We start from the raw sequence: 25,477 nt of genomic DNA, 5'->3' as shown, positions 1-25,477 counted from the left end.
TAAGACTAGGATTTATTGTCAAGTTCGTTTAGTATACTTATGTTACTCTTGTCTAAGTAGTTTTTAAACAAATCAAATGATTTTAGATACCATTCTTTAATCAATGTAATACTATCATCTTTTTCTAAGTAACTATCTAATTGGTCTTTTATATATAGTGAAGCTCCTGTATCTATTTCTATTAGTGTGAGTTCTTTTGGATACTCTATGTTTATAAATTGCTTGTATAAACTATGATTTCTTTCAATAAATAAATGTGTACTCAATTCAACTGTTTCAAATTCGATAGAATACAGCATTTCTGAATAACCATCACCTTTTAGTATGTTCTCTGTTAGATTACAAAAACGATTAGACCGTTTAATTTCTCCCCAATTTTGATTACTATTTCCTTTTGTCTTACCAAATCTTGTTTCAAAATCTTGTTTAGAGTTTTCAATATATGTTAAACCAATCTCTACTGTTTTTTGTAAAACCTTTAGAGCATTAATATTTTCGAGTAATAGTTTTGTGTCTTGTGTCATTTTCTGTTCTTTTAGAAATAATATATACTCATTTATGTAATAATTACGTGTTGTATAATGAATTAAAAAATCTGCAATCTCATACCATCTATATTGTTTGAAATTGTAATTAAGGATGTTCTTAGGGTCATAGTTTTTAGTGATATAAAGTAATGTCTTAGTTTTATTTGGATAATGTGTTTCTAAGGCTACTTGATATCTCTCAAGTTGTTTATATCCTTCTTGTGAATTTACTTTGCATTCAATAAAAACAATATTGTCTTTACCTTCTAATACTATATCAATTCTACAATCAGAATATTCTTGATGTGTATTGCTAATATTTTTACTTATTTGAGTGTTTATACTATACTTGTCATTTGAAAGCTTTAAAAAGGTATAGAGGAAGGCAGTTTTTAAATCTTCGTTTCCTTTTAGTAATCCAACAAAGGATTCTGTGTTAAAATCTTCAAGTAATGTTTTGTTCTTCTTTTCTTGAGAATCATCTCGTTTGAAAAGCTTATATAGATTATTGTACATTATATATTGTAATTTAGTTAAGTGTTTTTTGAGTGAAAGATTCAATTAAATTAGATATCATGTATAATGCTTATAATCTTATTATTCTCAAAATTAAATGTTATCTGTTCATATTTTTGTTTTGATTGTATTTCCATATTATCTGATTTGGGATAGTATTTTATTCCAATACTCACAGAGGGTAAATTCATATCCCAAGAGGATCTTATTTTAAAATCTTTTCCAAGTAATTGTTGATGTGAAGAATTTAGATATTTTATAAATTCAGAAATATTGATAATATTATTTTTTACTAATTGATTTGTGTATTGTAAAAAAATGATATTTGCATCAAGGTTTTTTATAACATCATCTATTTTAGATTTATTACAAGAATTGATGAAATCTCTTATGATTTTTCTTGGTGCTTTTTGTTCTTCTTTGATAGCTGCTTTTTTGTTATTTTGAAAATTTGAAAAATCATTATTTACTAATTCAGAAACTTTACTGTATCCAAAAAGAAAGGCTTCTAGAGGTGATTTGTATAATCTATCTTGTAAAATTTTAGTAGTATTATCTTCATTCTTTGTTTTGAAGTTATCTATTAATACAAACCCTTGTTCTTTAGTGTTTTCATTAAAGCTTTGAGTAATATTTATATAATAATAATGTTCTTGATTTTCAAATAAGACCTTAATAATAGGATTGAATTTTTTAGTTTTTAAGGATGATTTTTTTACAAGATATTTAGTCTCATTTAAAGGATTTTCTATAGCTTTTCCATAAACATTTGGAGAATACTCAGACTGATATCTTGAGATTTCGATTCTAATCTCTTTTTTGCCATTTTCAATATCTGTTATGTATTCATAGCCCGGGAAACAGTCTAGTATTTTAGAATCTAGTTCCCATTCTTCATAGTCACTTGTAAAATCAAGCTGAAAATTAGAGTCATATTCTCGAATATATATCGGGAATTGAAATTTCTGTTCAATAATTTTATCTTGTATTACTTCAATATCTGATTTACGATTTATTGTTATTGATATAGCTGTTTCAATCATTATATATGTTATAATTAGTTTATGTATTGGCTTTGTAGTCTGCGAGATCGCATAGCGTAAAATTAAGGAATTAAATATTGGTCTACTATTATACTTTGTTGCTAATAAGGTACTTGAAATTTTCTATGATGTTTACCTATCGATATTGATTTATCTAAATCAATATCGATAGTCTCTTGTGTTATTGTATTTAAAGCAAAAAATAGACTCAATCTTAAAGGGAGTAGTTTTTTAGTATTTTTGTCAATTTGAATTAAAAAACTAAGGTAAAATATTATTAATTAAAGTTATTAGGGAGCTATTAACTAAAATAAATATAGGAGTATTCTATAGCCAAAATAAACTAGTACTATTAAGTAATTGATTATTTATATATTCAGAAGAAATTTGTATATCAAATAAATCATTATACTGGCTTTATTATTAATAGCAAAGAATTTGATTTAATTTTAGATCTTGAATTATAGATTATTACTCATGAAATTAATAAATACTTTCGGATTAAAGAATTACCGCGTTTTTGATAATAGTAAAGGATTTATGGAAGAATTTACATCCATAAATCTGTTAACAGGATCTAATAATTCTGGTAAAAGTTCTATTGTCAAAGCACTTCAGATGTTGAAAAACAGTATAAAAGAATCAAAATATCCATTTAGTCTAGATCTTAAAAAGCAAGAACATTTGTTAGGAGATTTTGATAATCTTCTGTTTGATAAAGAGAATAGGAGTATCGAAATAATTCTTCCCTATACTTTTTTTGGATTAACGAATTTTAGTATCTCCCTTTTATTTGAAGCTCAAAGTGAAAAGAAAGGGAGTTATAATGCTGTATTAAGAGAGTTTCAAGTAGTTGATAAAAAAGATAACAAAATCTTGTATTCATTTGTATATAGAAAAGCAACAGAAGAAGAAGAAATTGATTATAAGATAGATTTTGAAAAAAGACGTGCTGAGGAAGAAGAAGAATTAAGAAGTGGAAAAAGAAAAATACGATGGGGTATACCTCCTAGATATAGCCCTCTAGTGGGGTATATAGAGTGGTCAATTAATTTAGATAAGATTAGAGAAAATATATCGTCTTTAAAAGAGGTATACAATAATTATTTGGAGGATAAAGTAAGTTGGAGGGGGCAGAGCTTAGAAGAACTAGATAAGATAACGAGAGATCATGGTCTTGTAGCCTCTTTATTTATTAATTGTTTTAAAGAGGATCTTTCTACTGAAGAGTGGGATGCTTTTCTTACAAAATTAAGTAAAGAAGAGACACAGATAACAGGAAAAGCCCCTATTGAAGAAGATGACTTTATAAGTGAAGAAGATTTTATTGAACCACCAAAAATAGAAGATCTTTTGTATTATCAAGCAAAAGAAATTTTAAGTAAAAACCTCCAATGGGAGGCCTTAAAAGAAAATAAAGACAATTATCGTATTATAGAAGATTATTTTATGAATAGCTGGGAAAATCTAGTTCAAAGGATTTCAGCTATAAATTATATATCTGCTATAAAAGAAGAAAATGTAAGGAGTTATAATGCTTCTTCTAATTCACCTTTTGTTGATTTGTTAAAGCGTTTTGAGGTTGTTGATATGAACAGTGATTTTGTAAAGAAGTACCTTGAAGCTTTTGAAATAGGGAGGGAGATTCAAATTGAGATTAATCCTAAGTATCAATCCATCTTAGTTTCAATTACAACATTAGATGATGTGAAACGTGATTTAGTTGATTTTGGATATGGAATAAAACAGCTTATTTTAATTATAATGCAAATTAGTGTTTTAGCTCATGAAAATACTAGAAATGAATATGGATATGATGACGAGTATTATATTCGTTATGCTCCAAGTCTACTTATTATTGAAGAGCCAGAATCTAATTTGCATCCTAAATGGCAATCTTTATTAGCAGATATGTTCACAGAGGCTAGTAATAAATTTAATATCCAAATAATTATTGAAACGCATAGTGAATACTTAATAAGAAAATTTCAAACATTAGTAGCTGAGAAAAAATTAAAACAGCAGGATGTAAAAATACTTTATCTAAGAGGGATAAATCAAACCATTCAAGGGAAAAAACAAATTGAAAATGTGCTCTTTGGTGATGATGGGAGTATAGATTTTAAGATATTTGATGGTGGTTTTTTTGACGAAAATTACAAACTTGAACTAAGTTTATTAAATATTCAAAGAGATAGTTTCTTAACTGAACTTAAAAAATTTAAGCAGAGTCTTGTACAAAATAAAGATACTATAGATAAGTTACAAACAAAGATTGATGAATTTGTAAAAGAAAAAGATATTACAGTCTATAGACAATCAGTTCTAAGTCGATTCGATATATCAAAACTATCAGGAGTGAGTGTTGATTATTTAATTTCAGGTCAGTTCCTACTTGGTACTAATAATGGTTCTGTAGACTACTCTCCAGTTATCATTCAATATGGAAGAGTTATTGAAAATGAACTAAAACAGATCTTCCAACAAATCAAATCTAACGCTACTTGGTTGTTTGGAAAAATGCAAGCATCAATGGAGAAAAAGTTATTAGGATCTACATTGATTAAAGATTGTTGTAATAATAAAGAATTGAATTTATTAGGTACCATTTTACAAACAGAATTTAAGAATACAACTAGTTTAAAAGTTAATCTACTTGATAATTTACGTAATGATAGGAATTCGGCAGCTCATCCAGGGCAAACTAAAACAAAACAAGAGGCTTTAGATTACATTCAAAAGGCTAATGATTTTTTAGATAGTTGGATTTTAGAAAAGAAATAAATCTATAAATGGCATAATAATTTTATGAATTAAAGTCAAAAAGCAAAGAATAGAGCTTACTATTCTTTGCTTTTGTTAATATAAAATTCAATTAATAAGCTCTTTGTAATTGCTTAGCAAGAGCTAGTATATTTTCTTTCCTTTTTAATGGCTCTATCCAATGTTTAGGAATACTTTCAAATCCATATAAAATACCTGCCAAGGCTCCTGTAATTGCTCCATTTGTATCAGTGTCTTTACCTAAAGACATAACTTTTAAAATCGCTTCTTCATAGCTTTTTGTAGTAAGTATAGTTTGAAGAGCGATTTCTAAGCTCCCAACTACAAATCCTCTATTATTAAATTCACTTGAATCAATCTCTTTAAAACTAGGGAAGAAGATACGATTAAAGTATTCATTTTCCTGATAGATAGAAGCTAAGTCTTGTATAAGATTTTCATATGCCAGCTGTGCATCTTTAGTTAGAACAAAAAGCTCTTGGTATTTAGTAGTTGCTATTTCTTTCTTTGGCTTCTTCTCTTTGATTTTTGTTACTTCTTCATGGATTAGAGGTTCTTCTTTTTCTTCTACGATAGGCTTAGCTTGTTCTACAGACTTTACTTCTATATCACCACTCAAGATATTCATTAAGTAGTCTTCATCGACTAACTCATTTTGAGTGTCTTTTTTTGATGGTTGGTTTACTGTTTCCATGTTGTACATTTTTAAAGGTTTACATTTTACATTATGGATAGTTGTAAGTTTTAGCTTGTTAGAAATATTATACTAATACGTTTTTACACCAAGATCATTTTAAAACAGCTTTAAGACGCTATTTCAAAGATAATTGCAAAACTTACTTTACTATCTTACAGCAAAGAAAGTATATATGTAATTTGAAAACTTTAAATGGAATTTTAAGGTTGCACTTGGCACTTTAGTGTCAAATAGTAGGTGATTTCTTAATATGAAATCACTATAGATTTTACTTTGTAAAATTGGTGGATTTAGTAATCGAAAGATCACAGCAAGTTATGTTTTGAGGCACTCGAAATTGAGATTCGAGCTTTCAAAACTACTTGCTCTTGCAGAGGGCTGAAAAACTACTCCGAAGTCGTTGGTTTTTAGTTGGAGTAATAGATAGACTCAAAATATTGAGTGGTTTACGGTTTTCCGTAATATAATTAGAGAAAGTTTTAATATGTTTGAAAGTAAAAATAACATTGTTTAATTATTTCTATTTAAGTTACTCTAATAAGTATTTAATTTTCAAAAAACTAATTATATTAGTAGCAAATTTAACGAAATACGCATATAGGTTTGGCTTTACGAAACTACACCACGTTTTGTTTCGTAAAAACAATGTTGTGTGCAATTTAAAAGAAAATTATGACTTCAAAATCGGATGCTTCTACTAATATCTTAGGATTTAAATATCAAGAAATGGTTGCTTTAAAAGAATCTCTTGATGCAAAAGATGGAAGTAAAATTTATTTAGAATGTTTTGGAGATATTTCTGATGGTATTACATCAACGGAAATTAAACACTCAATTAATGAAGATAAAAAGTTAATTGATACTCATATAGACTTTTGGAAAACTCTATCAAATATAATAACTGAATATGATACATTTCGGTTTTATGATAAATTTATTCTACATACGACTGCTGAAGTAAAAATAGGTTCAATATTTGAAAAATGGAATGAATTAAAAAAAAATGAAAAATGCGCTAAAATTCTTGCCGTAAAATCAAATAAAACAATTTCACAATACTATAGTAATGTAGTAAAATTTGATAAAAGTAATCTTGAATCTATTCTTGAAAAATTTGTGATAAAGAGTAACCAACAATCAGCAAAAGAGTATTATCAAGAAATACTAATAAATCATTCTGCAATTAAAAATTTGATAAAAAGAAACGAAAGAGAATCTTTCTTAAATTATTTACTTGGATATATTTCATCTGAATTAATTAACTCAGACAGCTATTTATGGGAAATTGATATTGATAGTTTTAGGGCAAATTTTCAATCATATGCAAATAGATATCAAATTGACGATCTATCATTTCCAGTATCAAATGCTTCTGCAAATAGTAATACTACTAATAACTTTTATTTTGTTAAAGAATTGCAAAATATTGAGTATGTAAATAAAATTGGAAGCTCTATGAGTAATTATTTAAAAGCTTCTGAAAGTCAAATAAAGATGATACAAGAGAGATTAAGCTTATACGAGACTCTTGATAATTATGATGAAGATATTAGAGATTTAGTAATAGAGCTTAAAGAAAGTCACTTAGATCAACTAACTAAAAATTGTGATATTAAAGAAAAATCAAGACGTTTTTTTGACGAAAGTATTAATCAAATTTCGAGTAAAACAACAATAGATGGTGTTGCAGGTGTAAGACCATATTATCCTAAAGGTCGTTTATTACACAACATTGAAGAAAAATACATTGTGTTAAATCTAAATTCAGAAGATGAGAGCTAGTGATATAGAGAATTTGATTTTCTCCCCATTTCATATAAGTAAAATACTACATAACTTTTTAAGCGGTGCTAAATCTGTTAATTCTAAATCAATAAAAACTGAATTAATATATATAGTATTACCATTTATTTACAATGAAAATTCTCAAAAAATATTAAAAAATTTAAACAAAAAATCAAAATTTAATCCATTCATTGATAATGAGAATTTAGATGTGTTTAAGAGTAATTTAAATAAAAAAATTTTTGATTATAGGGAAATAACAAAAGCAGGTATAATTGTTTTGGCAAATGAAATTAGTTTAGAAATAGATACATTTTTGATACCAAATATTGAAATTCATTACAATGATGAAAAAGATATTTATTTGAAACCTATATATAAAGCGTCATATAATTTAGGAATTATTTTAGCTAAAGAACAATATCTATCGATTTTTAAAAAATTAAGAATAACACAAATATGAGTACAATAATTGAGCAAATAGCATTGTTTAGTAAGACAGGAAGTAAGCGTTTCGTGTCATTTAACGACGGTTTAAATATAATTACTGGTGATTCTAAGACTGGAAAAAGTGCACTTATTGAAATTATTGATTATTGCTTGTTTTCATCAAGATCTAGTGTACCTGTAGGAAAAATAACTGAATTCACTGATTTATTTGTGGTTATTTATAAAATAAATGATTTTTTCATCGTTATAGGTCGTCCTGCTCCAAATACAGGTAATATGCAAAAAGCATATATAAAAATTGAAACAGATCATAAGAAAATTAAAGACATACAGTTTGAATATTTTGATGATATAGCATTAAAACCAATTAAAAACGATGTTCAAAGTGAATTTGAGGAATTATTAGGTTTATCACTAAAAAAATTAGAATCAGATTACGAAAATTTTGGCAAACTATCAATAAGAGATACTGTTTCATTTCTTTTTCAACATCAAAACCTTATTGCGAACAAACACACACTATTCTATAGATTTGATGATTTGGTAAAAAGAAAAAGAGTAATACAAGCATTACCTGTGTTATTAGGTGTTGCTGATGGGGAGTATTATCAATTAGTAAAACTCATTAAAGATACTGAAAAAAAGATAAAAGTAGAAGAGAAGATTTTAGAAAGGATTGAACAGAAAAAAACTGATCAAATTGAAAGTATTAGAGACCAAATACAGATTTATTATTCAATATTAGATCTTACTCTTGAAGAAAATCTAACATTAAATGAATTAAAAAAAATTGGGCTAAATTTACCTATACCCTCCAAAATATTAAATAATCAAACTAAAACATTTACTAAAATATCACAATTAGAAAATGAGCGAGAAATTCTTTATGTAGAAAGAAATGAAATAGAAAGTGCACTTTCAAGTTTTCAGTCAAATTCTGACGATAGTTTGGAATATGCTAAACATCTCCATCAAGCTAATGCTAAACAAAAATATAATAATGCGAGTTTAGGGTTAACGTGTCCTTTATGTGATAATTCAGTTACTCACTTAAATGATAAGATTAATAAATTAAATAGATCAAGAGAAAATTTAATTAAAGAGCTAACAAAGATTAACACATTTTCAAAGGATAGTACTCAAATAATTGAGAAATTAAGATCAGACAGAAAAAAAATTACTAACAAAATAAAAAGAATTTCTAATAATTTAGAAATTATCACTAAGGAAAATACTGATATTGATGAAATTAAAAGTAAACGTGAGTCTATTATCCACAAAAAAGGAGTTTTAGAAACTACTATTAAACATCTTCTTGAATCTAATGATAAATCAAAATATAATTCAGAATTAACTAGTTTAAAGGAACAACTTTTTTCTTTAAATAAACAATTTTTAAAATATAAAAATTTGAATCAGTTCAAGGTAGAAACTGAATTGTTTATTAAAAAAGAAATGGACCGAATTGCAAATAAATTAGATTTTGAAGAAGAGCTAAAACCTATTGATTTTCAATTCAATATCGATGATTTTAGTTTTTATCATAAACACAAATCAGAAAAAATTAGATTAGATGAAATGGGAAGTGGAGCTAATTGGTTAGCTTGCCACCTTTCTTTATTTTTAGCTTTCTTACATTTATCTTGTAGTCACAATAAATCGATAATTCCAAATATTTTAATACTAGATCAACCAAGTCAAGTTTATTTCCCTAGAACAGCAAAGAAAAATGAAATAACAGATCAAGAAGAACTTCAACAATATGATGAAAATATTAAACAAGTTATAAACATTTTAAAAGTTTTAAATGAAGAAATTGAATTAATATATAAAAACTATGGTATTAAATCTCAAATAATAGTTTTAGAACACGCTAAAGAGCAAGAGTTTGAAAAATACATTCTAAAAGATTGGATTAAAGCTGAAGAAGGTGGGTTGATATAAAAATATATTGGTATGAAATTAAGAAATAGAATATTAAATTATGAACATTGGATTTCTTCAAATTTTGAAATTGATGAACCAAAAATTTATCAACGAGAGCTACATAAATTGTTTAGTGTAAATATAGATGCTTATACTTATTATAGAAACTGGTTGTATACATTGCTTTTAAATCAAGATGAAAAAGAAACTTTTATTGAGTTTAAAAATATTTTAGATGAAAAAGGAGGAACAATAGAGCATAACCAATTAGTAAAGTTTTTTATAGAAAATAACTCATCTGAAATTTTTTCTCAAAAAAGACTAAATGTATTTGAGATTTTTAGTCAATTACCTAATTCAGATTTAAGTCAAAATATTTGCTTTTTATATCAACAATATTTTGAAATTGAGATATTGTTTTGGGTGTTATATTCATTTTTGTACTTAAATGACAAGAATGTGATAGAAACAGATTTAATTAACTTTAAAGATAGAAAAGGAAAGTTAAAGAAAGGAGTTTTGATAGATAATCTGAAAACCAAATTAGCGCCTTATTCTTTAGTAAGTAAATTATTTAATACAGCATATAATGTCAAGATTAGAAACATTATAGGACATAATAACTATAAAATTGTTGGAGATATAGTTATTTCATTAGATGATGATACTATTAGGGTAAGTAAAGATGAAATTTTGAAGGCAATTTATTCTATACAAAGCTTAAATAACTACTTATTGAATTATTTTTCAAATAAAAGTATCTCCAATGATAACTTAGAAAATGAAGGTGTATTAGGCATATCCTTTAGCTTAGAGGATGACCTACCTGTTTTAAGTGTATTTCAATTGAGTTGTTTTTACTTTTTAGGTGATTTAAAATGGGGAAAGAAAGTAGTTTTTAATATTAATAAAAACCAGGTGAAAACAATTTTTGGAATAAATAATTCCATGACTGGAGTATACTCAAGTGAATTAGAACAACTATGGTTTAACCATTTAAGAAATGAAAAAACGCTAAAAGTCTATTTAACTCCTATAGTACCAAGAAACGAAGAGAAAGATTTTATTGACTTAGATATTGGGGAGTTTGTTGTTATGAACAATGATGAAAAAATAATTAATTTGGAATATGAAATCAATAAATTCACAGAGTAGTATGCTATAAAAGTGATTTTTTTGGCTTTCTCTTCTTACCAAGCTTTTATTTGTTATTTTTTATGATAACTATTCCTCCTTTTCTGTAATTCACGTAAGTTCTTTATAACTCTGTAATTGAAAATAGCTGAACATTTTTACTTTATTAAACTCTAGCCTTAGCTAAGGTTAGAAGTCTAATACAATTTATTTCTTTAAAAATTATGGATATATATTTATGCAATTTATATTAGGAATTTATTATTCTTTTTAATCAATTGGATAGGGTGGAAACATTCCTGTTCAATTGGCTATATGGAGATATCTATCTTTGTGAAAGCTGAAGAAGCGCTAGCGCTAAATTTTTTAATTCGAGTTTTAACCCCAATTGTTTATTTACTTATAATCTCTATAATTTTTTATTATTTTTCTCTTTTCATACCCCTTGGCACAATTAAATATAGATCTTAATAAAGAAGATTTTTAGAATATAAAAAATATAATAAATACAAAAACATAATGAATAATAAATATAAGTGGTCTAATAAGGATACTGCTACATTAAAACTTTGTCTTATATTAATAATTGTATTTATATCCTTTGAGTCCAAAATAATGGGGATTTATAGCAATCTAATACTATCTATCCTTTCTGAAGTCGAAGAAAATATACTTCCATTTATTTTCATACTAATTACTTCAATCGCATACTGCATTTTCAAATTCAGTAATTGGCACGCAAATAAAGTCTTTACTCCTTATAGATACTTAATAAGTATAGGATGTTTACTAATAATTTATATATATTACCGTTGGATTACTAAAAAATATACGGCTTTCCCGAATTATTGTGGTATAGGTTTAAGCGACTTACTTGTATTTTTACTAATAGTAATAACAGTTTATCGTGGTTACATAAATATTAAACAAGTAGTTATATCTAATAGTAATACTGAGAAATTAAATATTGATTACTGCCCGGATTTTTCTATTCAAGAACAAAAAGATGATTTACTGAAACTCAATCAAAAGATAAAGCAAGTAAAGTTACGCATTGATAACCTTAGTGTGGAATCACATGGTTCTACAAGTATTGGAATAATAGGAAAATGGGGACAAGGTAAAAGTTCTTTTTTAAATTTATTAAAAGAGCAATATGACAACGATAGTAATGAAAATGTAATAATCAACTTTAATCCAAGATATTCTAAAGACTTACAGAGCATCACATTTGACTTCTTTGAGCTATTGATATCAAAACTAAAAACATATAATATTGAATTTTCAAACACTTTTAAAGAATATCTTAATGCCATTAAAGTAATTGATAAAACAAGAATACTTGAGGCTCTTACTAATAGTCCAGTGTTTCTTGACAAGGAGCTGACAAAAGATAATCTTAATGATGAATTTAAAAAAATTGGAAAAAAAATTATAGTTTTTATAGACGATTTAGATAGACTTCAAGCTGATGAGATAATTGAAATTTTTAAAATTCTTGATTACACTGCTTCTTTTAGTAATATTGTTTTTATAACAGCCTATGATAAAGATTATGTAAACGGTATACTTGATACTCGATACCATAAAGCGGAAAGTTTTTTTTCAGATAAATTTTTTAATAAAGAAATATTCTTACCTCCTATAGGTAAAGATATTATTTATAAATACTTGAGTGAAAAAATAGAGCAAAGTTTTGATAAAAGTACAGATGAGTTCGAAAAAATTAAGAATACACTATACATTCGCGAAAACATTATACATAAAGTATTTCTTTCTCTGCGAGATGTTAAACGATTTTTAAACATTTTTGTTTATAGATATCATAAATTAAAAGGTTATTTAGATTTCAATGATTTATTTTTATTATACATACTGAAGAGTAAATGGTATGATTTCTACCTATTTATATATAGAGAGTATTTCAATATATATGATAAATGGGTATTTGACGAAGCAAAATCAAGTACTTTAGAGAACACAATAATTGAAAACTACCTAGCTCTTGATACAAACGAGAGTAATGCATTAAAAAAACATAAAGATTTAATTGAATCAATTTTAAAAGAAATTAATTTTTTAGAAACTAGCCGTAATAATCAGAAAGTATTATTTGAAAATTATTTTCAAGAGTATGAAGATGATAATGATTACAAACTTACCTATAAGTACATTGAACGTTTTGTAAATAAGGAGTTTGATTCCATTAAACTAGAAATAGATTGGTATTTTGATAAAAACAAGTATAATGAATTATGTAAGTTTGTTGGGCATTTGGACTTAAATAATATTGATAGTAAAAGTAATTTGGAAAACTACCTTAATTTATTAATTTATATAAATACAAGGTCAAATAATGAACAAAGCACATATTTTCAATTATTAAAATTTTTCGATAAAAAAGATCCTATTGTTATTTCCTTTAAGCAACGTTTCGATATTAATGATGATACATACAAATCATTAATACTTGAAAAGTTATATAAAGGGTATCCTTATTATCCGATAAAATTTATTCGAAATCTAATCTCTAAACTTTTTCCATCCGAACAACTTGAGGGAGAAATTACGATTAGTTGTGTTGTTGAAAATCATGAAATTCTAACGCTTTCTAAAAGTTATTTTGAAGATTACTTAAAAGAAAACCCAATATTTAAAAAAGGACATTTAGATATACTATATGTTTGTATAGAAGATATAAGACGAGACTTTCATAGAAATATTAAACTTGACGAAGAAATTTGTGCTAAAGTGGAAAAACTAATCAGGTATAATCCATCTGAATATTTCAAAATAACTTTGAGTTACCAGCATGATGAAGTGTATATAGAACCATTTTATATTCAATTATTTAAATCTAATGAAAATTTTGAACGTTTTATAAATGATAAAAAATATGATAATATTGAGAATGTTAACTTAGTTCGAAATTACTGGTTATTATATAAATACAATGAATACAAGCCATTATCTTTTACTGGTTTTGAAAGTATAGAACAAAAAATAAACAAAGAGTTCCAAAATGAAATAAAACAACTTCATCAAATATTAAAATTGAAAGAAAGATTCATTGAAATAGAAATAAACAACTTTAATGAACTTTTAAAAGAGGTTTCTAAAATCACGAAAGATTCTAAATATTTTACACCATCTTATGTTAGAGCATTTTGTTTAAAAAAAACTACAAATACAGAGAAAGTTTTGGTAGGGCTTAGAAATATAAAAGAATTAATTCAGGATGCTCAAAGTACAAAATATAGTAATTCTATAGACATTGCTTTACTACAGGATCTACAATATTATCATGTTAAAAAGCTAAAACTTGATGGGATGGGGAATTTTGATGATATCATACTAGCTGTTGAAAAAGTTAATGAAGAGAAGAAAATTAGTATAAAAATTACCGATAAATTACAAAGCTCTAGTGAATTTGAATCACTGTGTTACAATAATCTGGAGCCAAGTTTAAATAGATTTGATGAAGCTTCTTTTAGTATTGATTATCAAGATATATTAATCAATATTGGCGATAATTCTTTTGATTTCTACGATGGGAATTTTGAAGTAATAGGGGGGCTTGATTCTGACGTAAATGATAAACCAATTAGTGTAAAGGTAATAGTTAATGGTAGTGGTAATTATAGATTAGATGAAAATGGAAATGTTAAAGAAATATATGATTTAAAAATTGACAATCATCTCCAATGGATGAAAAAGTAAGATCGAAATTTACTATATTTGATTCTGAATCAAACAACCCCAATCATGGCCTAAAACTTTCGTAATAAGGTGCTTACAAAAATCTGAAAAAGTGAACGCCCCTATTTATAAAGCATACGAAGTAAAAGAGGCTAACCCTCTTTCTCTACAACATAAATAGCATTATTACCTTATAAAGGTTTCAAAACAAGACAAAAGCCTGCAGAATTAATCAATCTGCAGGCTTTTTTTCTATTTGACTTAGATAGTTATTTATTTTAAAAGGGATGTTTGTTTTATATAAATAGTCTATAATCATAAGTATTACCTTCAAATCGAGCTAAAAGTTTTCCGATTCTTGCAATCTGATTAGAAGAATCAATAGTTGAAGGAAGTTTGGAATATAAATCTAACGAGTTCCAATTCATTTTAGTTAGACCTAATATTTCTGTAGCAAGAAGATCGATATTTGATTCACCATAGTGTTTTGTTATTTTGATGGGGGCTGGAATACTTCTTCCTCCTAAATAAAATCTATAATTTGTATTCCTTACTGAAGGTACTATTCCATGTGTCCATAGAAGTGCAGAGAACTTATTAGTTACAATACATGTTCCTCTTGATATTGGAAATTTATCTATCTGAATGTTATTATTGAATACATTCATTGCTAAAAAGCGTGTATCAGTTTCAAAATTAATTTCTACTAAATCAATTTTACTTATTCCTGCTATACTTAAACTATCTTTAATTCCATTGATTTCATCTTCTGTAAATTTCGTTCTTTTATGTATGACAACTCTTTCAGGCAATGTGTCCATAGATTGATAAAAGAGCTCTCTAATAGAAACACCAAATTGAAATGCATCTTTATATGATAGGTATGGATTATTTTGTTTGTCTAAATAATAGTCATCTATTTTAGCTAATCTATATTTCAATCCTTGACCATTAGAGTCATATATATGACTACATCCTATAACAATTTCTGACTTGTTATGTATGCACCCGAGCAAGTACATCTTGTGAGGAGTAACTATTATTCTACAATGTTTGTAATTAACTTCTTATAATTATGAGGATATAGATCTGTGATATTCTTGTGGTTTATGGATTGAATATTTTCAAGAACATACTTTAACCATTGGTATGGATTAACGTCATGTTTTTTACAGTTAGCGAAAAATGTATAGGCCATAGCTGCTCTTTGCGCAGCATCATGAGAACCAGCAAAGAGATAGTTTTTACGTCCAAGGGCTACAGGTCTAATTACATTTTCTACAAGGTTGTTGTCTATCTGTAAGTTTCCATTGTATAAATACGCACTAAGGTTATCCCATCTTGTTTGTGAGTAAGCAAAAGCTTTACCTATTTGACTTTTAGGTAATGTAAGTTTCATCTGAGCGAACATATATTTACCCAGTTCATTGATAATAGGTAAACTCTCTTTTAGACGAAGTTCTTTGATTTGGTCAGGAGCTAAGTTTTGTTCTTTTGCTTTTTTCTCTACAGCATATAATTTCTGTATTTCTACGAGTACATGCTGAGCCCTTATTTTATCATTGTCTAATGCTCTCTCAAATTCACGACGAGCGTGTGCCCAACAGCCAAGATGTGTAACATCTGACTTATTTCCATAGGCTTTGTACCCGCTATAACCATCAGTTTGCAGGTATCCTTTGAAGTTTTCTAATATGGGTAATGCAGCACTACTAGCACGAGTAGGACTGTAATTAAACATCACGAGTTTGGATATAGGTGCGTGATACACCCAATAATACCCAAGATGAGATTTATCTTTCTTTTTCTCATCTAAGACTTTGATGGTGGTTTCATCAACTTGAAGATAACCTTCGTTTTTGATGTCCATCACCAGCTTTTGGTATAGTGGCTTCAAAGCATCCATACTTTGAGCTGCCCAACCATCTATTGTAGAGGAAGCAATATCGATATTCTCTCTTGAAAAGCGTTGCTTTTGTCTATATAGAGGAAGATGGTCTACATATTTGTCAACCAATATAGTTGATAGAAGTCCTTCTGAAGCTATTCCTTTATCTATAATTCGCTCTGGGAGTAATCCAATACTAATTTGGGTATCTTCTTTGTCTTTGGTCGCGTATTTATATCGGATGTAACGCTTGATTTTAAAGTAACCAGGAACATAATCTAACACATCTGTAATTTCTTTACCAATGCAGACCTTATCAGATAGATCCCCTTCTGGGTGAATTTCTATTTCTTCTACAGGTAAATGATCAGGAAGTTTCGCTCGTCCTGGATGTTTCTTCTTTTCACGAGTGTAGGTAATCTCTTGTTTGATTACTTCTTCTTGTTCCTCTAAGACTGCTTGTTCAACATCCAAAGGTAACTGAGTTTGATTAGGATCCTCAAAACGTTCTCGGCTTTGACCAAACTTCATGCGTTCAAGTAGCTTTACTCGATATTCCAGTATCGTATTTTTTTCTTCTAGTTTAGAGGTCTTTTCTTCTAACTCAGTAGCTTTCTTTTCTAACTTAGTATTTACTTTCTCTTGCTTGGAAATAGTTTTTGACTGCTGTTTTATAAGTGCCAAAAGTTCTTGTTTCGATAAGTTTTCTAAGTCTATTTCCATGAAGTAAATATACGTCAAAAGCCTTGTTTATACAAGAATTAAGACGGTTTTACTTCATAGAAAATCGTCTTTTTTGACTACTTTTTATCACTTGAATTCCCTCTATCATAAGTACTAAATCACTCCAACTTATCTGTGACTTGTTATGAGATGGAAAGGCAAAAGTACCTTGTTCTAATCGCTTGTGATATAACACAAAACCTCCTGTTTCCCAGTGCAGAAGTTTCATCTGATTACCTCGACGATTGATAAAGACGTACACACTGCCATTGTGAGCTACTTGATTAAGCTCGTTTTGAACAATGCCACACAGACTATCAAAACTCTTACGCATATCACAAGCTGATTTATATAAATGGAATTGGTGACTACTACTCAGACTAAACATTAGACAAGGTTCACTAATGAATAGAGTTCATTTAAATCTTTCGTTTCTACACGAAGTTTCACTCCATTAGGATAGATAATATCGTATTCTTTGCTCTCAGTAATATGCTCTTTATTTATAGTGATAAAGTTACTCGATGAATTTTGAATATTTTCATTCTTATACTTTATTACCCAATAACTAAATGTTGCTAATTTAATTCCTACGCTTTCACAGTATCTTGATTGGGTTAATCCACTTGCTTTGTAATCCTCTACATGAGAGTACATCATTTCTTGTTTGCTCATCTCTTTATTATTTGAGACAAACTTACTATCTTACATTAGGTTATGAAATATGTCGTTGCTCGGGTGGATACCTTGTTATGTATTTTTGATATACTATATCCTATACCAGCATATGCTGTTTTTCTTTCTTGATTATTTAGAATCCATGGAGTACGTAATGATTTTACATAAAAGGATAATGATAACCACCAATATATTTGACATTTTAATTTATCAAACAAGGTATCTTCTCTGATTAATTGAGTTGATATACCTTTTGAAGCTGAAAAAGCTTTGATATAGTCATGTAGATCAAAACTTTCTTCATCATTGATATAATTTTCAAATTGTTTCCATTCTAATGGAATAAAGATAACTATTGTGCTAGATCCTTGTGTCGCACTAATTTTTTCTATTTTATTAGTAATTAATCTTGCTAAGTTCAAGGCATTTTGGTGTGTTTCTTTATTGAGGTCAGGAATAAAATTTATATCAAGCCAATTGTTTTTGTCATTTTTAGAAGGAATATTTAAAGGAATGTTAAATATGTTATAGAAACCAGGATAGTCAATTAAATAATCAGGATTAGTGTTTTGAGTACTATGCTTTAGTTGTAAATCTGATAAAAAATCACTTAAATTAGAGGCGTAGTTACTACTACAGATTACAGATAGATTTATTTCATTTGATAGAATCTTACCATTTAAATTTACATCATAAGGACGATTATTAACTAATCCTCGCATAGGATGATAATCTTTGAAATCTAAATCTGAGCCTATATTTTTGAATATTAGCTGAGGTTCTAAAAATTGTACTCCTTTAAATTGTGTTTGTTGTTTATTGTAATTTTTAGGTATAAAAGATTTGTAATTATTGTCAAGAACATTAATTTCACCAAATGCTGTATTTGATGAAATTTGGAAAATGAAACCTGTTCCTGAGTTAACAGGATATTCAAATTTAATATTTTGATTATTAAAAAGGACATTGTTCCAGTATTCTAACTCTTCATCGTATTTATTATTGTATAATTTCTCCAACATCCTTTTACCAGTATTCTGCTTTTGAATTTTAGATATTTCAAAATCTGAATCTAGGTATAATGTAGGTGTAAAAGATAAATAACCAAATTTTGAATTCTTATCAAAAAAGAAGGAAATATAGATAGCCTTATGTACTCTGATATCCCCATAATTAGAAGATGGACTACTCATCCAAATTTTGTCTTTAAAATTAGAATTAACACTTTTCGTATCACAAAAAAATCTGGTTACTGCTTTTAACATTAATGATTTGAATGCACTAACATTCTCAATATCAAAACGAGATATTGGAACTCTCTTTATATCTGATTTAATAAAAGTTCGAAAAGTAGAGTTTATCTCGCTTAGTGTTCCTAATGCAAATACTTTCTTTTTAAAAGGAACTGCAACAATATTAGTATTTTCTGTTAATTCTCGTAAGAATTTCCATGGTGTTTCATTTTTGTAATCAATCTCAAATTGAAAAACTTCTTTCGGGAAAACAATAGGATGTAAATTACTTTTAATAAATTTATCTGTTTTTGTAAAATCTAAACTAAATATTGTTTTGATGTTATCTGTAGCAGACGTGTTTTCTAAAGTTCTCTGTAACTTAGTTGATAGATTCTTATTTCCATCAGAGATAGTTTTAACTAGATGAATTAATGTCTTGTCAAAACCATCAGTTGAAATATAATACGCTTCTCTACCATTTTGTCTAATTGAAGTAATTAATTTTTTTACATCATCATTTATAACACTTCCGTATCCACACCAATATAACCTGCCACTGCCAGGCTGACTAAAAGCAGTTTCTAAGGCTGTCATTAATGAGATGTCTCGACCGCTGTATCCACTAACGATAAGATTTTTATCTATATGATAGTTAGCTAACTGTTTTTTAAATAAATCATTTTGACTATCTAATTCAGTATTTGTATTCTTTAAAGTTGAGTATTTGTAGTCTCCATGTAGAGCAATACATAATAATTCTCTAGTACTTTGGTTTCTGAAAATTCTATCTGAATTATCAAGGGTTATTTCTATTGGTGTAAGATTATTTTGATAACTAGCTCTAACTATTAATCCATCAAAATTAGTAGTCCAGACTGATTTAACAATGCCAAACTCAGATAATAGACATAATAACTTGTAGCCAATATAAGGTTCTTTGTTTTCTATTAAATCAAAGAAATATTTTCTTCTATCATCAGCTATTGGATATGCTTTTTCTGCATAAAAAGAATATTCTTCTATAGAATCTAGTTTAGGAAATATTCCTTGGGTATCCAACCATGTTTGTATACTTTTTCTTACAGCTTCATTTTTGTGATCTTTATAAAATTCCCCTGCATTAATATTTTTAGAAATATAGATATCTTTTTTCCATTCCCATATACAATCATAAGCAGATTGAATACCTGAGCTTATTGAAGCACCAGCGCCCAATAGAAATGAATGTGGTACATCCCCATTTCTTTTAATAGATCTTAAAAAAGCGTCATAGTCGAGTTCAAAATTTTCTATCATTAGATTTTTAGTAATTGTAAGGTTAAAATATAAAAATACAATTTATTTATCTATTTAGAAAAGAGGTGCAAAGTAAGTCCTTCTTTTTCAAAATAGAATAACACGCCAACTACCACACGATAGTTGGGGTGTTTTATTTCATGCACTTTCCATCATCTTTAAAATATCCTCATACCTATAAAACATCAAGCCACCAATCTTCTTAAATGGTATGGTACCATTTAGTCTCATATTCTGTAAGGTACCAGGAGAAATACCAAGAAGCTTTCTTACTTCATAGCTTTTAATCCATTGTTTTATTTCTTGATCTTTCTTTCTATTAAAAGGACTATACCTTCTTATCTCAGTAATAATCTCTTGTTTAAAAATCTCAAGGTCTTCTTTTGTAATAAATTCTACTTTCATAATTAATAATATTTAGGGTTAGTTTTGATTTGTTTTAAGCTGCTGTAAGCTTAGTTCTAACCCTAAATAACAATTTGTATGTATTGGTTTAGTTCTGTTGTCTTTGGGAGGTTTAATTTGACTCTTCAAAGTTGTATTTGTGATTTTCTTGAAGAAGTCTTCTTTCTCTTAGGTTGTTCATATCTTCCCCCAATTTATGTTCTAATACTTTAGCATAAATTTGAGTTGTTTTAATAGCCGTATGTCCAAGCATCTTACTTACAGATTCAATAGGTACACCATTGTTTAGTGTAATGGTTGTGGCAAAGGTATGTCTGGCTAAGTGAAAAGATAAGTTCTTATCTATTTCACATATAATGGCAATCTCTTTTAAGTAACCATTCATTCGTTGGTTACTAATAACAGGAAACAGTTTGCCTTTGGCAAAAGCAATAGGATGGTCCTTGTATTTTTCAATTAGTTCTAAAGCTTCAGGTAATAGTGGAACCCTTACAGGTATTTTAGTTTTCTCTCTGCTTGATATAATCCAATCTTTTCCATCGCTTCCTTTGGCTATATTTTGAGGTACTAAGTGAAAAATGTCTATATAAGCTAAGCCAGTATAACAACTAAACAAAAACATATCAAGAACAGCTTGTAATCGTTCAATAGCAAAATTCTTGTTTACAAGGATTTCAAGTTCAGATTTAGTTAAATGTCCTCTTTCTGTCTTCTCAAATTGAAGTTTATATTTGGTAAAGGGATCTTTCTCCATCCATTCCATGGTGATAGCTAAGTTGATTAACTTTTTAAACCTTTCAATGTGTTTCATAATACCATTGTTATTTAATGGTTGATGCTTGTGAATAGGTTTGCAGTTTCTCAAGAAGTTTTCAAAGTCAAAGATAAATTTGTAGTTAATCTCGCTTAAATAGATGTCAGTTCGATTGTGTACTTTACGCAAATAGCTTTTAAGGTACTTTTCCGTAGAGAAGTAGTTCTTTAGGGTACCATGCTAATTTACTTGTAGCTATCTCTCTGTGATAGTCTATAAGCTTTAAAAGTGATGATTCAGTATCATCATGTCCAAGAAAGATGTTTTTAACAGCTCCAATAGAGACAACTCTTTTTTGTTGGACTAATTGATGATAGGCATCTGTAATGAGAGAACGTACTCGCTCAATATGTGCATTGATTCGAACCGTGTCCTCACTTTTTCCTTTTGCTTTTCCTTTAATGTTATCCCAAGAAGTAGGGGATATTTTTAGTTTTAAAGAAATTTCTGTACGTTGTCCATTTACCGTTATCCTTGCGTATATAAGGGATGGAACTGTTTTGTTTGAATTAGAAACACGTATAATGAAGTGTATTCCAAATGTGTTTTTTGTTTTCATATCAATCTATTTTAATGTTAACCGAACTGTTTTGATATGGTTTTAAAAAACTACTCACCTGAATAGTACTCAAACAAGACCAAAAAGCACTGAATTAAACTAAAATAAATTGTATTTAATTTATTGAAATACAATTAGTTAAACTCGATTCGGTGAGCTAATTTACCTTTTAAAAATAGCTCACCTAATAGCTCACATTTAGATTGATTTACAATGGATTATTATGATATATTTAAAAATAAAAAAATCCGTAAGTAATTGATACTTACGGATTTAGGCACATTTTGATGCCGAAAAAGTCGGGGTGGCAGGATTCGAACCTGCGACCTCCTGGTCCCAAACCAGGCGCGATGACCGGGCTACGCTACACCCCGAAGAAGCGGAGAGACAGGGACTCGAACCCTGGCGACCGTTACCAGTCGACAGATTAGCAATCTGCTCCGTTACCACTCCGGCACCTCTCCTGAAAACTGAGGAATCCCTCATTTTTACTGGAGCAAACATACTATTAGTTTTTATTTTATGCAAATAATTTTGATGCGAAAATAGAAGAAAATCGCATGTTTTTTTTTACTGCATTAAGTATGAGATGGATATGATGGAAAAGAATTTCAAAAGAAAATGAAAAATACGGTGAATTCGACTTCACTATGTCCTAAATACAAGGGATGCCCACTATTTTAAAGGGGAGAAGAAGGGGGTTGATTTAATTTATCTCGTATCTTTGCACCTGAAACAAAGATTGAACGATACAAGATAGAATCGTTGGAGTCTATATCAATGCAGCAATTTATGAAATTTGATACCACCCTTACCTTTTCAAGTGACCGCTTGAAGTTTAGTATTGTAAATGACCAATACGTAGAGGATATCTTTAGAGAACTAACACCAACAGTAGCTAAATTCTTGCCTTTTATCCCTACAGGAAAAAAAGAAGATACCTTTGGATTTGTGGCGTATAGCCTGGGTCAATTGGAAAAGCAACAAGACATTACTTTATTGGCAACAGATAAGCAAACGGGTGAGTTTATTGGCTGTTGTGGAATCCACGATATTTGCGAGGAATCGATTTCGCTGGGTATTTGGCTGAAAGAAAGTGCAAGTGGTAAAGGATACGGAACCGAAGTTATCAAAGCCTTAGAACAATTTGTCTTGGATCATTTGACGGTGGATTACTTAATTTACAACGTAGAGAAACACAACGTGGGAAGTATCAAGATAGCGGAAAAATTAGGCTATGTGTACCACAGTAATTTTGAGCGCAACATCAGCGAAGAAAAAGTATTGGATATGTTGCATTATCGCAAAGATAATCCAGCGAGACCGTAAATTTAAAATAAAACAGTAGTATAAGAAAGTTCAACTTGATTCTCGGGATTTGGTTGAACTTTTTTGCATCATAAAAAGGAGAAAATGAAACACAGTTATTCTTATTCTATTGATTCCCTCGAACAATTGCCTTTTGTAACCGAAAGTGAGCGAACATTGGGTGAAACGATTGCAGCAGCAAGGAGAGGGGAAACGACTTGGTCAACCGTATTGGCACAACTGGAATCGCTAGACCCCTTGTCTGTTATTTACTTGCCGTTGGTTGAATCCTTGTGTGCCGATTTTAAAGCCGTAGAAGACCCCTTAGATCGCGAAGTGCAATTGCGCTTGTGGATTGTCTTGTTGCATAAGATGGGAAGACATTGGACGACTTATCGAAGTATAGCGAAGGTTGAAAAGGAGGAAGTCAATGAATGGGATAACCTCTTACAAATAGTAGATGAACCTAGAAGAAATGCGCTTATCTGGTGTCAACTTCTTGTTCAAGTTCTAGAGGCAAAAGCAGAAGTGCAGGCATTTGCTGATTTGAATTTGATCCAAGAAGGTATGCGGATGGAGATGCTTATGATTGTGGAAATGTTGGAGCCTCAAGAACGCAAAATATTCCCTGTGGATCAGCAGTGGCAAACAGAGTCCCTGTGGTTTAGAAAAATAGAAACAGCAGATCAAGCACTCTTGCAGCGTTACTTTACCCCAGCCATTGGACAGTACCTCAGTATTGATTCTTTTGCTCACCCAGTATTAGTGCAAGAATACATTCGACAATCTAGTATAGAAATGCAGCAAGGAACTTGTTTGGTTCTCCTGGTATTTGAACAAAATTCTACCGAATTTGTAGGGTGTTTAACTCTTAATGATATGAATCGATATACCGTTGAAATCGGACTTTGGGTGGCCGAAGATCAACAAGGAAAAGGGTATGGAGCCGCAATGCTAGACCAAGCGCTAGTAATGATAAGTCAAGATATCCCAACTGCGCAGATCATTTATACAGTCGAAAAAGAAAATCACAAGAGTATTGCCCTTTGTGAGAAAAAGGGATTTCAGTTGGAGTGTGAACTCATCTTAGAACCCACTCCCTTAAAGAATAAATACAGAACAATGTTTCGATTTACTAAACAAGTAGTTGCCAAATAGAAAGTAAAAAAGCGAGGAAACCCTCGCTTTTTTATATCGTTATAAGAGAAAAGAGAAATCGAATCACTTAGAATTTATAGCGTAGAGCTAAACCAAAATCCAAGTATAAACCATCGCGGTATGAGTCGTTCAAATAAAGTTCTGGACGTGCGTCAAGTGAAATTTGCAAAGGAAAATCAAAGTTGTATTCAATACCAACCGTACCGGTTACTAGCCCAAAAGTACCGTTGTCTTTGAATCGTTTTCCTCCGTAATTGTATTTGTAATTGTAACTTCCTACAGCAGCTCCAACACCTGCGTACCAATCAAAATTACCCTCGATGTTCCAAACCCATTCATAGATTCCCGTAATTTTTGTAGCATTGTAATCATTGTTATTTCTAAAACCAAGGTCTAGCTCTAAACGATTGTTGCGCGATAAGTCTCTTTGGTATGAAATCTCAGTACCTAAGCCCGAGTTTCCACCAAAACGCAACCCAAGAGCGTTTTTAGGTCCACCCTGTGCCAATGATGTAGTGGTTAATAAAACCGTCAATCCTAATGAAAGCAGTAATTTTCTCATTTCTTCTTTAATTTTAAGTTTAGGGCAACAAAAGTAAGGAATATAAATAGGATGAAAAAGAGATTTAAGCAAAGGAATAAAATGATTTTTTTGTTGTCAATTCTAAACGTAATTTTTATATTTGCTCCATATTATCAGGAATTTTTCTAAAATCAAGTAGAAAAATAGCAACCTGCAACAACAAGCAAGGTGCTGAAAACGATAAGCCAGTAATGGAAAAAATGTTGTATATGCCACTCTTGGTATGATTCATGTAGTTTTTTCATTCGGTATACGTTGTTACTCGTTTT

18 protein-coding genes, 2 tRNA genes, 1 pseudogene and 1 riboswitch are annotated in these 25,477 nt (G+C 29.0%); of the genes and pseudogenes, 8 read left to right on the top strand and 13 right to left on the bottom strand.

Annotation, left to right across the window (positions count from 1 at the left end; translation table 11 throughout):
- Positions 1–5 precede the first annotated feature (5 nt).
- Together FBR08_RS15505 and FBR08_RS15500 are read right to left on the bottom strand one after the other, a co-directional pair.
- Positions 6–1,043, bottom strand: coding sequence for a PD-(D/E)XK nuclease family protein (locus tag FBR08_RS15505; RefSeq protein ID WP_158963715.1), 1,038 nt, complete (start codon positions 1,041–1,043; stop codon positions 6–8).
- A gap of 50 nt (positions 1,044–1,093) precedes the next feature.
- On the bottom strand, positions 1,094–2,086 hold the full coding sequence (locus tag FBR08_RS15500; RefSeq protein WP_158963713.1) for a hypothetical protein: 993 nt from the start codon (positions 2,084–2,086) through the stop codon (positions 1,094–1,096).
- Positions 2,087–2,563: 477 nt separating this feature from the next.
- On the opposite strand from FBR08_RS15500, the gene FBR08_RS15495 reads away from it, so the two are divergent.
- Positions 2,564–4,870 carry an AAA family ATPase gene (locus FBR08_RS15495; protein WP_158963711.1) on the top strand — a complete coding sequence of 769 codons (2,307 nt, stop codon included), beginning with the start codon at positions 2,564–2,566 and terminating at the stop codon, positions 4,868–4,870.
- 91 nt (positions 4,871–4,961) lie between these two features.
- Here the strand turns inward: FBR08_RS15495 and FBR08_RS16980 are convergent, their stop codons facing one another.
- Positions 4,962–5,564 (bottom strand): ADP-ribosylglycohydrolase family protein, encoded by a 603-nt coding sequence (locus tag FBR08_RS16980; protein ID WP_233266138.1) that lies wholly within the window; start codon positions 5,562–5,564, stop codon positions 4,962–4,964.
- A 675-nt stretch (positions 5,565–6,239) separates the two neighbouring features.
- On the opposite strand from FBR08_RS16980, the gene FBR08_RS15480 reads away from it, so the two are divergent.
- The 5 genes from FBR08_RS15480 (at position 6,240) to FBR08_RS15460 (ending at position 14,582) form a co-directional block, all read left to right on the top strand.
- Complete coding sequence (locus FBR08_RS15480) at positions 6,240–7,349, top strand: hypothetical protein (protein WP_158963709.1); 1,110 nt, start codon at positions 6,240–6,242, stop codon at positions 7,347–7,349.
- Complete coding sequence (locus FBR08_RS15475; RefSeq protein WP_158963707.1) at positions 7,339–7,815, top strand: three component ABC system middle component; 477 nt, start codon at positions 7,339–7,341, stop codon at positions 7,813–7,815. The genes FBR08_RS15480 and FBR08_RS15475 overlap by 11 nt, the downstream gene beginning before the upstream one ends.
- A complete protein-coding gene (locus tag FBR08_RS15470; RefSeq protein WP_158963705.1) occupies positions 7,812–9,746 on the top strand; it encodes a DUF3732 domain-containing protein in 1,935 nt (644 codons plus the stop codon). Before FBR08_RS15475 ends, FBR08_RS15470 begins: the two co-directional genes overlap by 4 nt.
- A gap of 12 nt (positions 9,747–9,758) precedes the next feature.
- Entirely contained in the window at positions 9,759–10,883 is a 1,125-nt protein-coding gene (locus FBR08_RS15465) for a hypothetical protein (protein WP_158963703.1), read from the top strand.
- Positions 10,884–11,381: 498 nt separating this feature from the next.
- Positions 11,382–14,582, top strand: coding sequence for a KAP family P-loop NTPase fold protein (locus FBR08_RS15460; RefSeq protein ID WP_158963701.1), 3,201 nt, complete (start codon positions 11,382–11,384; stop codon positions 14,580–14,582).
- A gap of 275 nt (positions 14,583–14,857) precedes the next feature.
- Here the strand turns inward: FBR08_RS15460 and FBR08_RS15455 are convergent, their stop codons facing one another.
- From FBR08_RS15455 to FBR08_RS15415, 9 genes and pseudogenes are all read right to left on the bottom strand, one after another.
- On the bottom strand, positions 14,858–15,502 hold the full coding sequence (locus tag FBR08_RS15455; RefSeq protein ID WP_233266137.1) for an argonaute/piwi family protein: 645 nt from the start codon (positions 15,500–15,502) through the stop codon (positions 14,858–14,860).
- 98 nt (positions 15,503–15,600) lie between these two features.
- Complete coding sequence (gene tnpC, locus FBR08_RS15450; protein ID WP_158964099.1) at positions 15,601–17,172, bottom strand: IS66 family transposase; 1,572 nt, start codon at positions 17,170–17,172, stop codon at positions 15,601–15,603.
- A gap of 49 nt (positions 17,173–17,221) precedes the next feature.
- Positions 17,222–17,560 carry an IS66 family insertion sequence element accessory protein TnpB gene (gene tnpB, locus FBR08_RS15445; RefSeq protein ID WP_115660758.1) on the bottom strand — a complete coding sequence of 113 codons (339 nt, stop codon included), beginning with the start codon at positions 17,558–17,560 and terminating at the stop codon, positions 17,222–17,224.
- Positions 17,560–17,847 carry an IS66 family insertion sequence element accessory protein TnpA gene (gene tnpA / locus FBR08_RS15440; protein WP_131540868.1) on the bottom strand — a complete coding sequence of 96 codons (288 nt, stop codon included), beginning with the start codon at positions 17,845–17,847 and terminating at the stop codon, positions 17,560–17,562. Before tnpA ends, tnpB begins: the two co-directional genes overlap by 1 nt.
- 35 nt (positions 17,848–17,882) lie before the next feature.
- Positions 17,883–20,381, bottom strand: a complete 2,499-nt coding sequence (locus FBR08_RS15435) for an SIR2 family protein (RefSeq protein WP_158963699.1) — start codon at positions 20,379–20,381, stop codon at positions 17,883–17,885.
- Positions 20,382–20,519: 138 nt separating this feature from the next.
- The gene (locus FBR08_RS15430; protein ID WP_158963697.1) at positions 20,520–20,786 is read right to left on the bottom strand and encodes a helix-turn-helix domain-containing protein; all 267 of its coding nucleotides are present in this window, start codon (positions 20,784–20,786) and stop codon (positions 20,520–20,522) included.
- Positions 20,787–20,898: 112 nt separating this feature from the next.
- Positions 20,899–22,159, bottom strand: a pseudogene (locus FBR08_RS15425) (site-specific integrase).
- Between the two features lie 299 nt (positions 22,160–22,458).
- Positions 22,459–22,533: transfer RNA gene (locus FBR08_RS15420), tRNA-Pro, on the bottom strand.
- Positions 22,534–22,539: 6 nt separating this feature from the next.
- Positions 22,540–22,623, bottom strand: a tRNA-Ser gene (locus FBR08_RS15415).
- Between the two features lie 328 nt (positions 22,624–22,951).
- Here FBR08_RS15415 and FBR08_RS15410 point away from each other — a divergent pair.
- Together FBR08_RS15410 and FBR08_RS15405 are read left to right on the top strand one after the other, a co-directional pair.
- The gene (locus FBR08_RS15410; RefSeq protein ID WP_233266134.1) at positions 22,952–23,488 is read left to right on the top strand and encodes a GNAT family N-acetyltransferase; all 537 of its coding nucleotides are present in this window, start codon (positions 22,952–22,954) and stop codon (positions 23,486–23,488) included.
- Positions 23,489–23,572: 84 nt separating this feature from the next.
- Positions 23,573–24,625: a GNAT family N-acetyltransferase gene (locus FBR08_RS15405; protein ID WP_158963695.1), complete on the top strand. Its 1,053-nt coding sequence runs from the start codon at positions 23,573–23,575 to the stop codon at positions 24,623–24,625.
- A 67-nt stretch (positions 24,626–24,692) separates the two neighbouring features.
- Here FBR08_RS15405 and FBR08_RS15400 read toward each other — a convergent pair whose 3' ends face one another.
- Positions 24,693–25,187: a hypothetical protein gene (locus FBR08_RS15400; protein ID WP_158963693.1), complete on the bottom strand. Its 495-nt coding sequence runs from the start codon at positions 25,185–25,187 to the stop codon at positions 24,693–24,695.
- A gap of 126 nt (positions 25,188–25,313) precedes the next feature.
- A riboswitch (SAM-I-IV-variant riboswitch) is annotated at positions 25,314–25,419 on the top strand.
- Positions 25,420–25,477 lie beyond the last annotated feature (58 nt).

It is taken from the genome of Myroides fluvii, from assembly GCF_009792295.1.
Taxonomy (GTDB): domain Bacteria; phylum Bacteroidota; class Bacteroidia; order Flavobacteriales; family Flavobacteriaceae; genus Flavobacterium; species Flavobacterium fluvii_A.
Note: the sequence above shows the minus strand (reverse complement) of the source record. Positions and strands in the feature narration are given on the sequence as shown.

What these genes read in the sequence shown, in the direction of transcription:
- FBR08_RS15470 (WP_158963705.1), top strand. Translation starts at nt 7,812, where the DNA reads ATGAGTACAATAATTGAGCAAATAGCATTGTTTAGTAAGACAGGAAGT.
- FBR08_RS15410 (WP_233266134.1), top strand. Translation starts at nt 22,952, where the DNA reads ATGAAATTTGATACCACCCTTACCTTTTCAAGTGACCGCTTGAAGTTT.
- tnpB (WP_115660758.1), bottom strand. Translation starts at nt 17,560, where the DNA reads ATGTTTAGTCTGAGTAGTAGTCACCAATTCCATTTATATAAATCAGCT.
- FBR08_RS16980 (WP_233266138.1), bottom strand. Translation starts at nt 5,564, where the DNA reads ATGGAAACAGTAAACCAACCATCAAAAAAAGACACTCAAAATGAGTTA.
- tnpA (WP_131540868.1), bottom strand. Translation starts at nt 17,847, where the DNA reads ATGAGCAAACAAGAAATGATGTACTCTCATGTAGAGGATTACAAAGCA.
- FBR08_RS15405 (WP_158963695.1), top strand. Translation starts at nt 23,573, where the DNA reads ATGAAACACAGTTATTCTTATTCTATTGATTCCCTCGAACAATTGCCT.
- FBR08_RS15480 (WP_158963709.1), top strand. Translation starts at nt 6,240, where the DNA reads ATGACTTCAAAATCGGATGCTTCTACTAATATCTTAGGATTTAAATAT.
- FBR08_RS15495 (WP_158963711.1), top strand. Translation starts at nt 2,564, where the DNA reads ATGAAATTAATAAATACTTTCGGATTAAAGAATTACCGCGTTTTTGAT.
- tnpC (WP_158964099.1), bottom strand. Translation starts at nt 17,172, where the DNA reads ATGGAAATAGACTTAGAAAACTTATCGAAACAAGAACTTTTGGCACTT.
- FBR08_RS15500 (WP_158963713.1), bottom strand. Translation starts at nt 2,086, where the DNA reads ATGATTGAAACAGCTATATCAATAACAATAAATCGTAAATCAGATATT.
- FBR08_RS15475 (WP_158963707.1), top strand. Translation starts at nt 7,339, where the DNA reads ATGAGAGCTAGTGATATAGAGAATTTGATTTTCTCCCCATTTCATATA.
- FBR08_RS15465 (WP_158963703.1), top strand. Translation starts at nt 9,759, where the DNA reads ATGAAATTAAGAAATAGAATATTAAATTATGAACATTGGATTTCTTCA.
- FBR08_RS15435 (WP_158963699.1), bottom strand. Translation starts at nt 20,381, where the DNA reads ATGATAGAAAATTTTGAACTCGACTATGACGCTTTTTTAAGATCTATT.
- FBR08_RS15460 (WP_158963701.1), top strand. Translation starts at nt 11,382, where the DNA reads ATGAATAATAAATATAAGTGGTCTAATAAGGATACTGCTACATTAAAA.
- FBR08_RS15400 (WP_158963693.1), bottom strand. Translation starts at nt 25,187, where the DNA reads ATGAGAAAATTACTGCTTTCATTAGGATTGACGGTTTTATTAACCACT.
- FBR08_RS15505 (WP_158963715.1), bottom strand. Translation starts at nt 1,043, where the DNA reads ATGTACAATAATCTATATAAGCTTTTCAAACGAGATGATTCTCAAGAA.
- FBR08_RS15430 (WP_158963697.1), bottom strand. Translation starts at nt 20,786, where the DNA reads ATGAAAGTAGAATTTATTACAAAAGAAGACCTTGAGATTTTTAAACAA.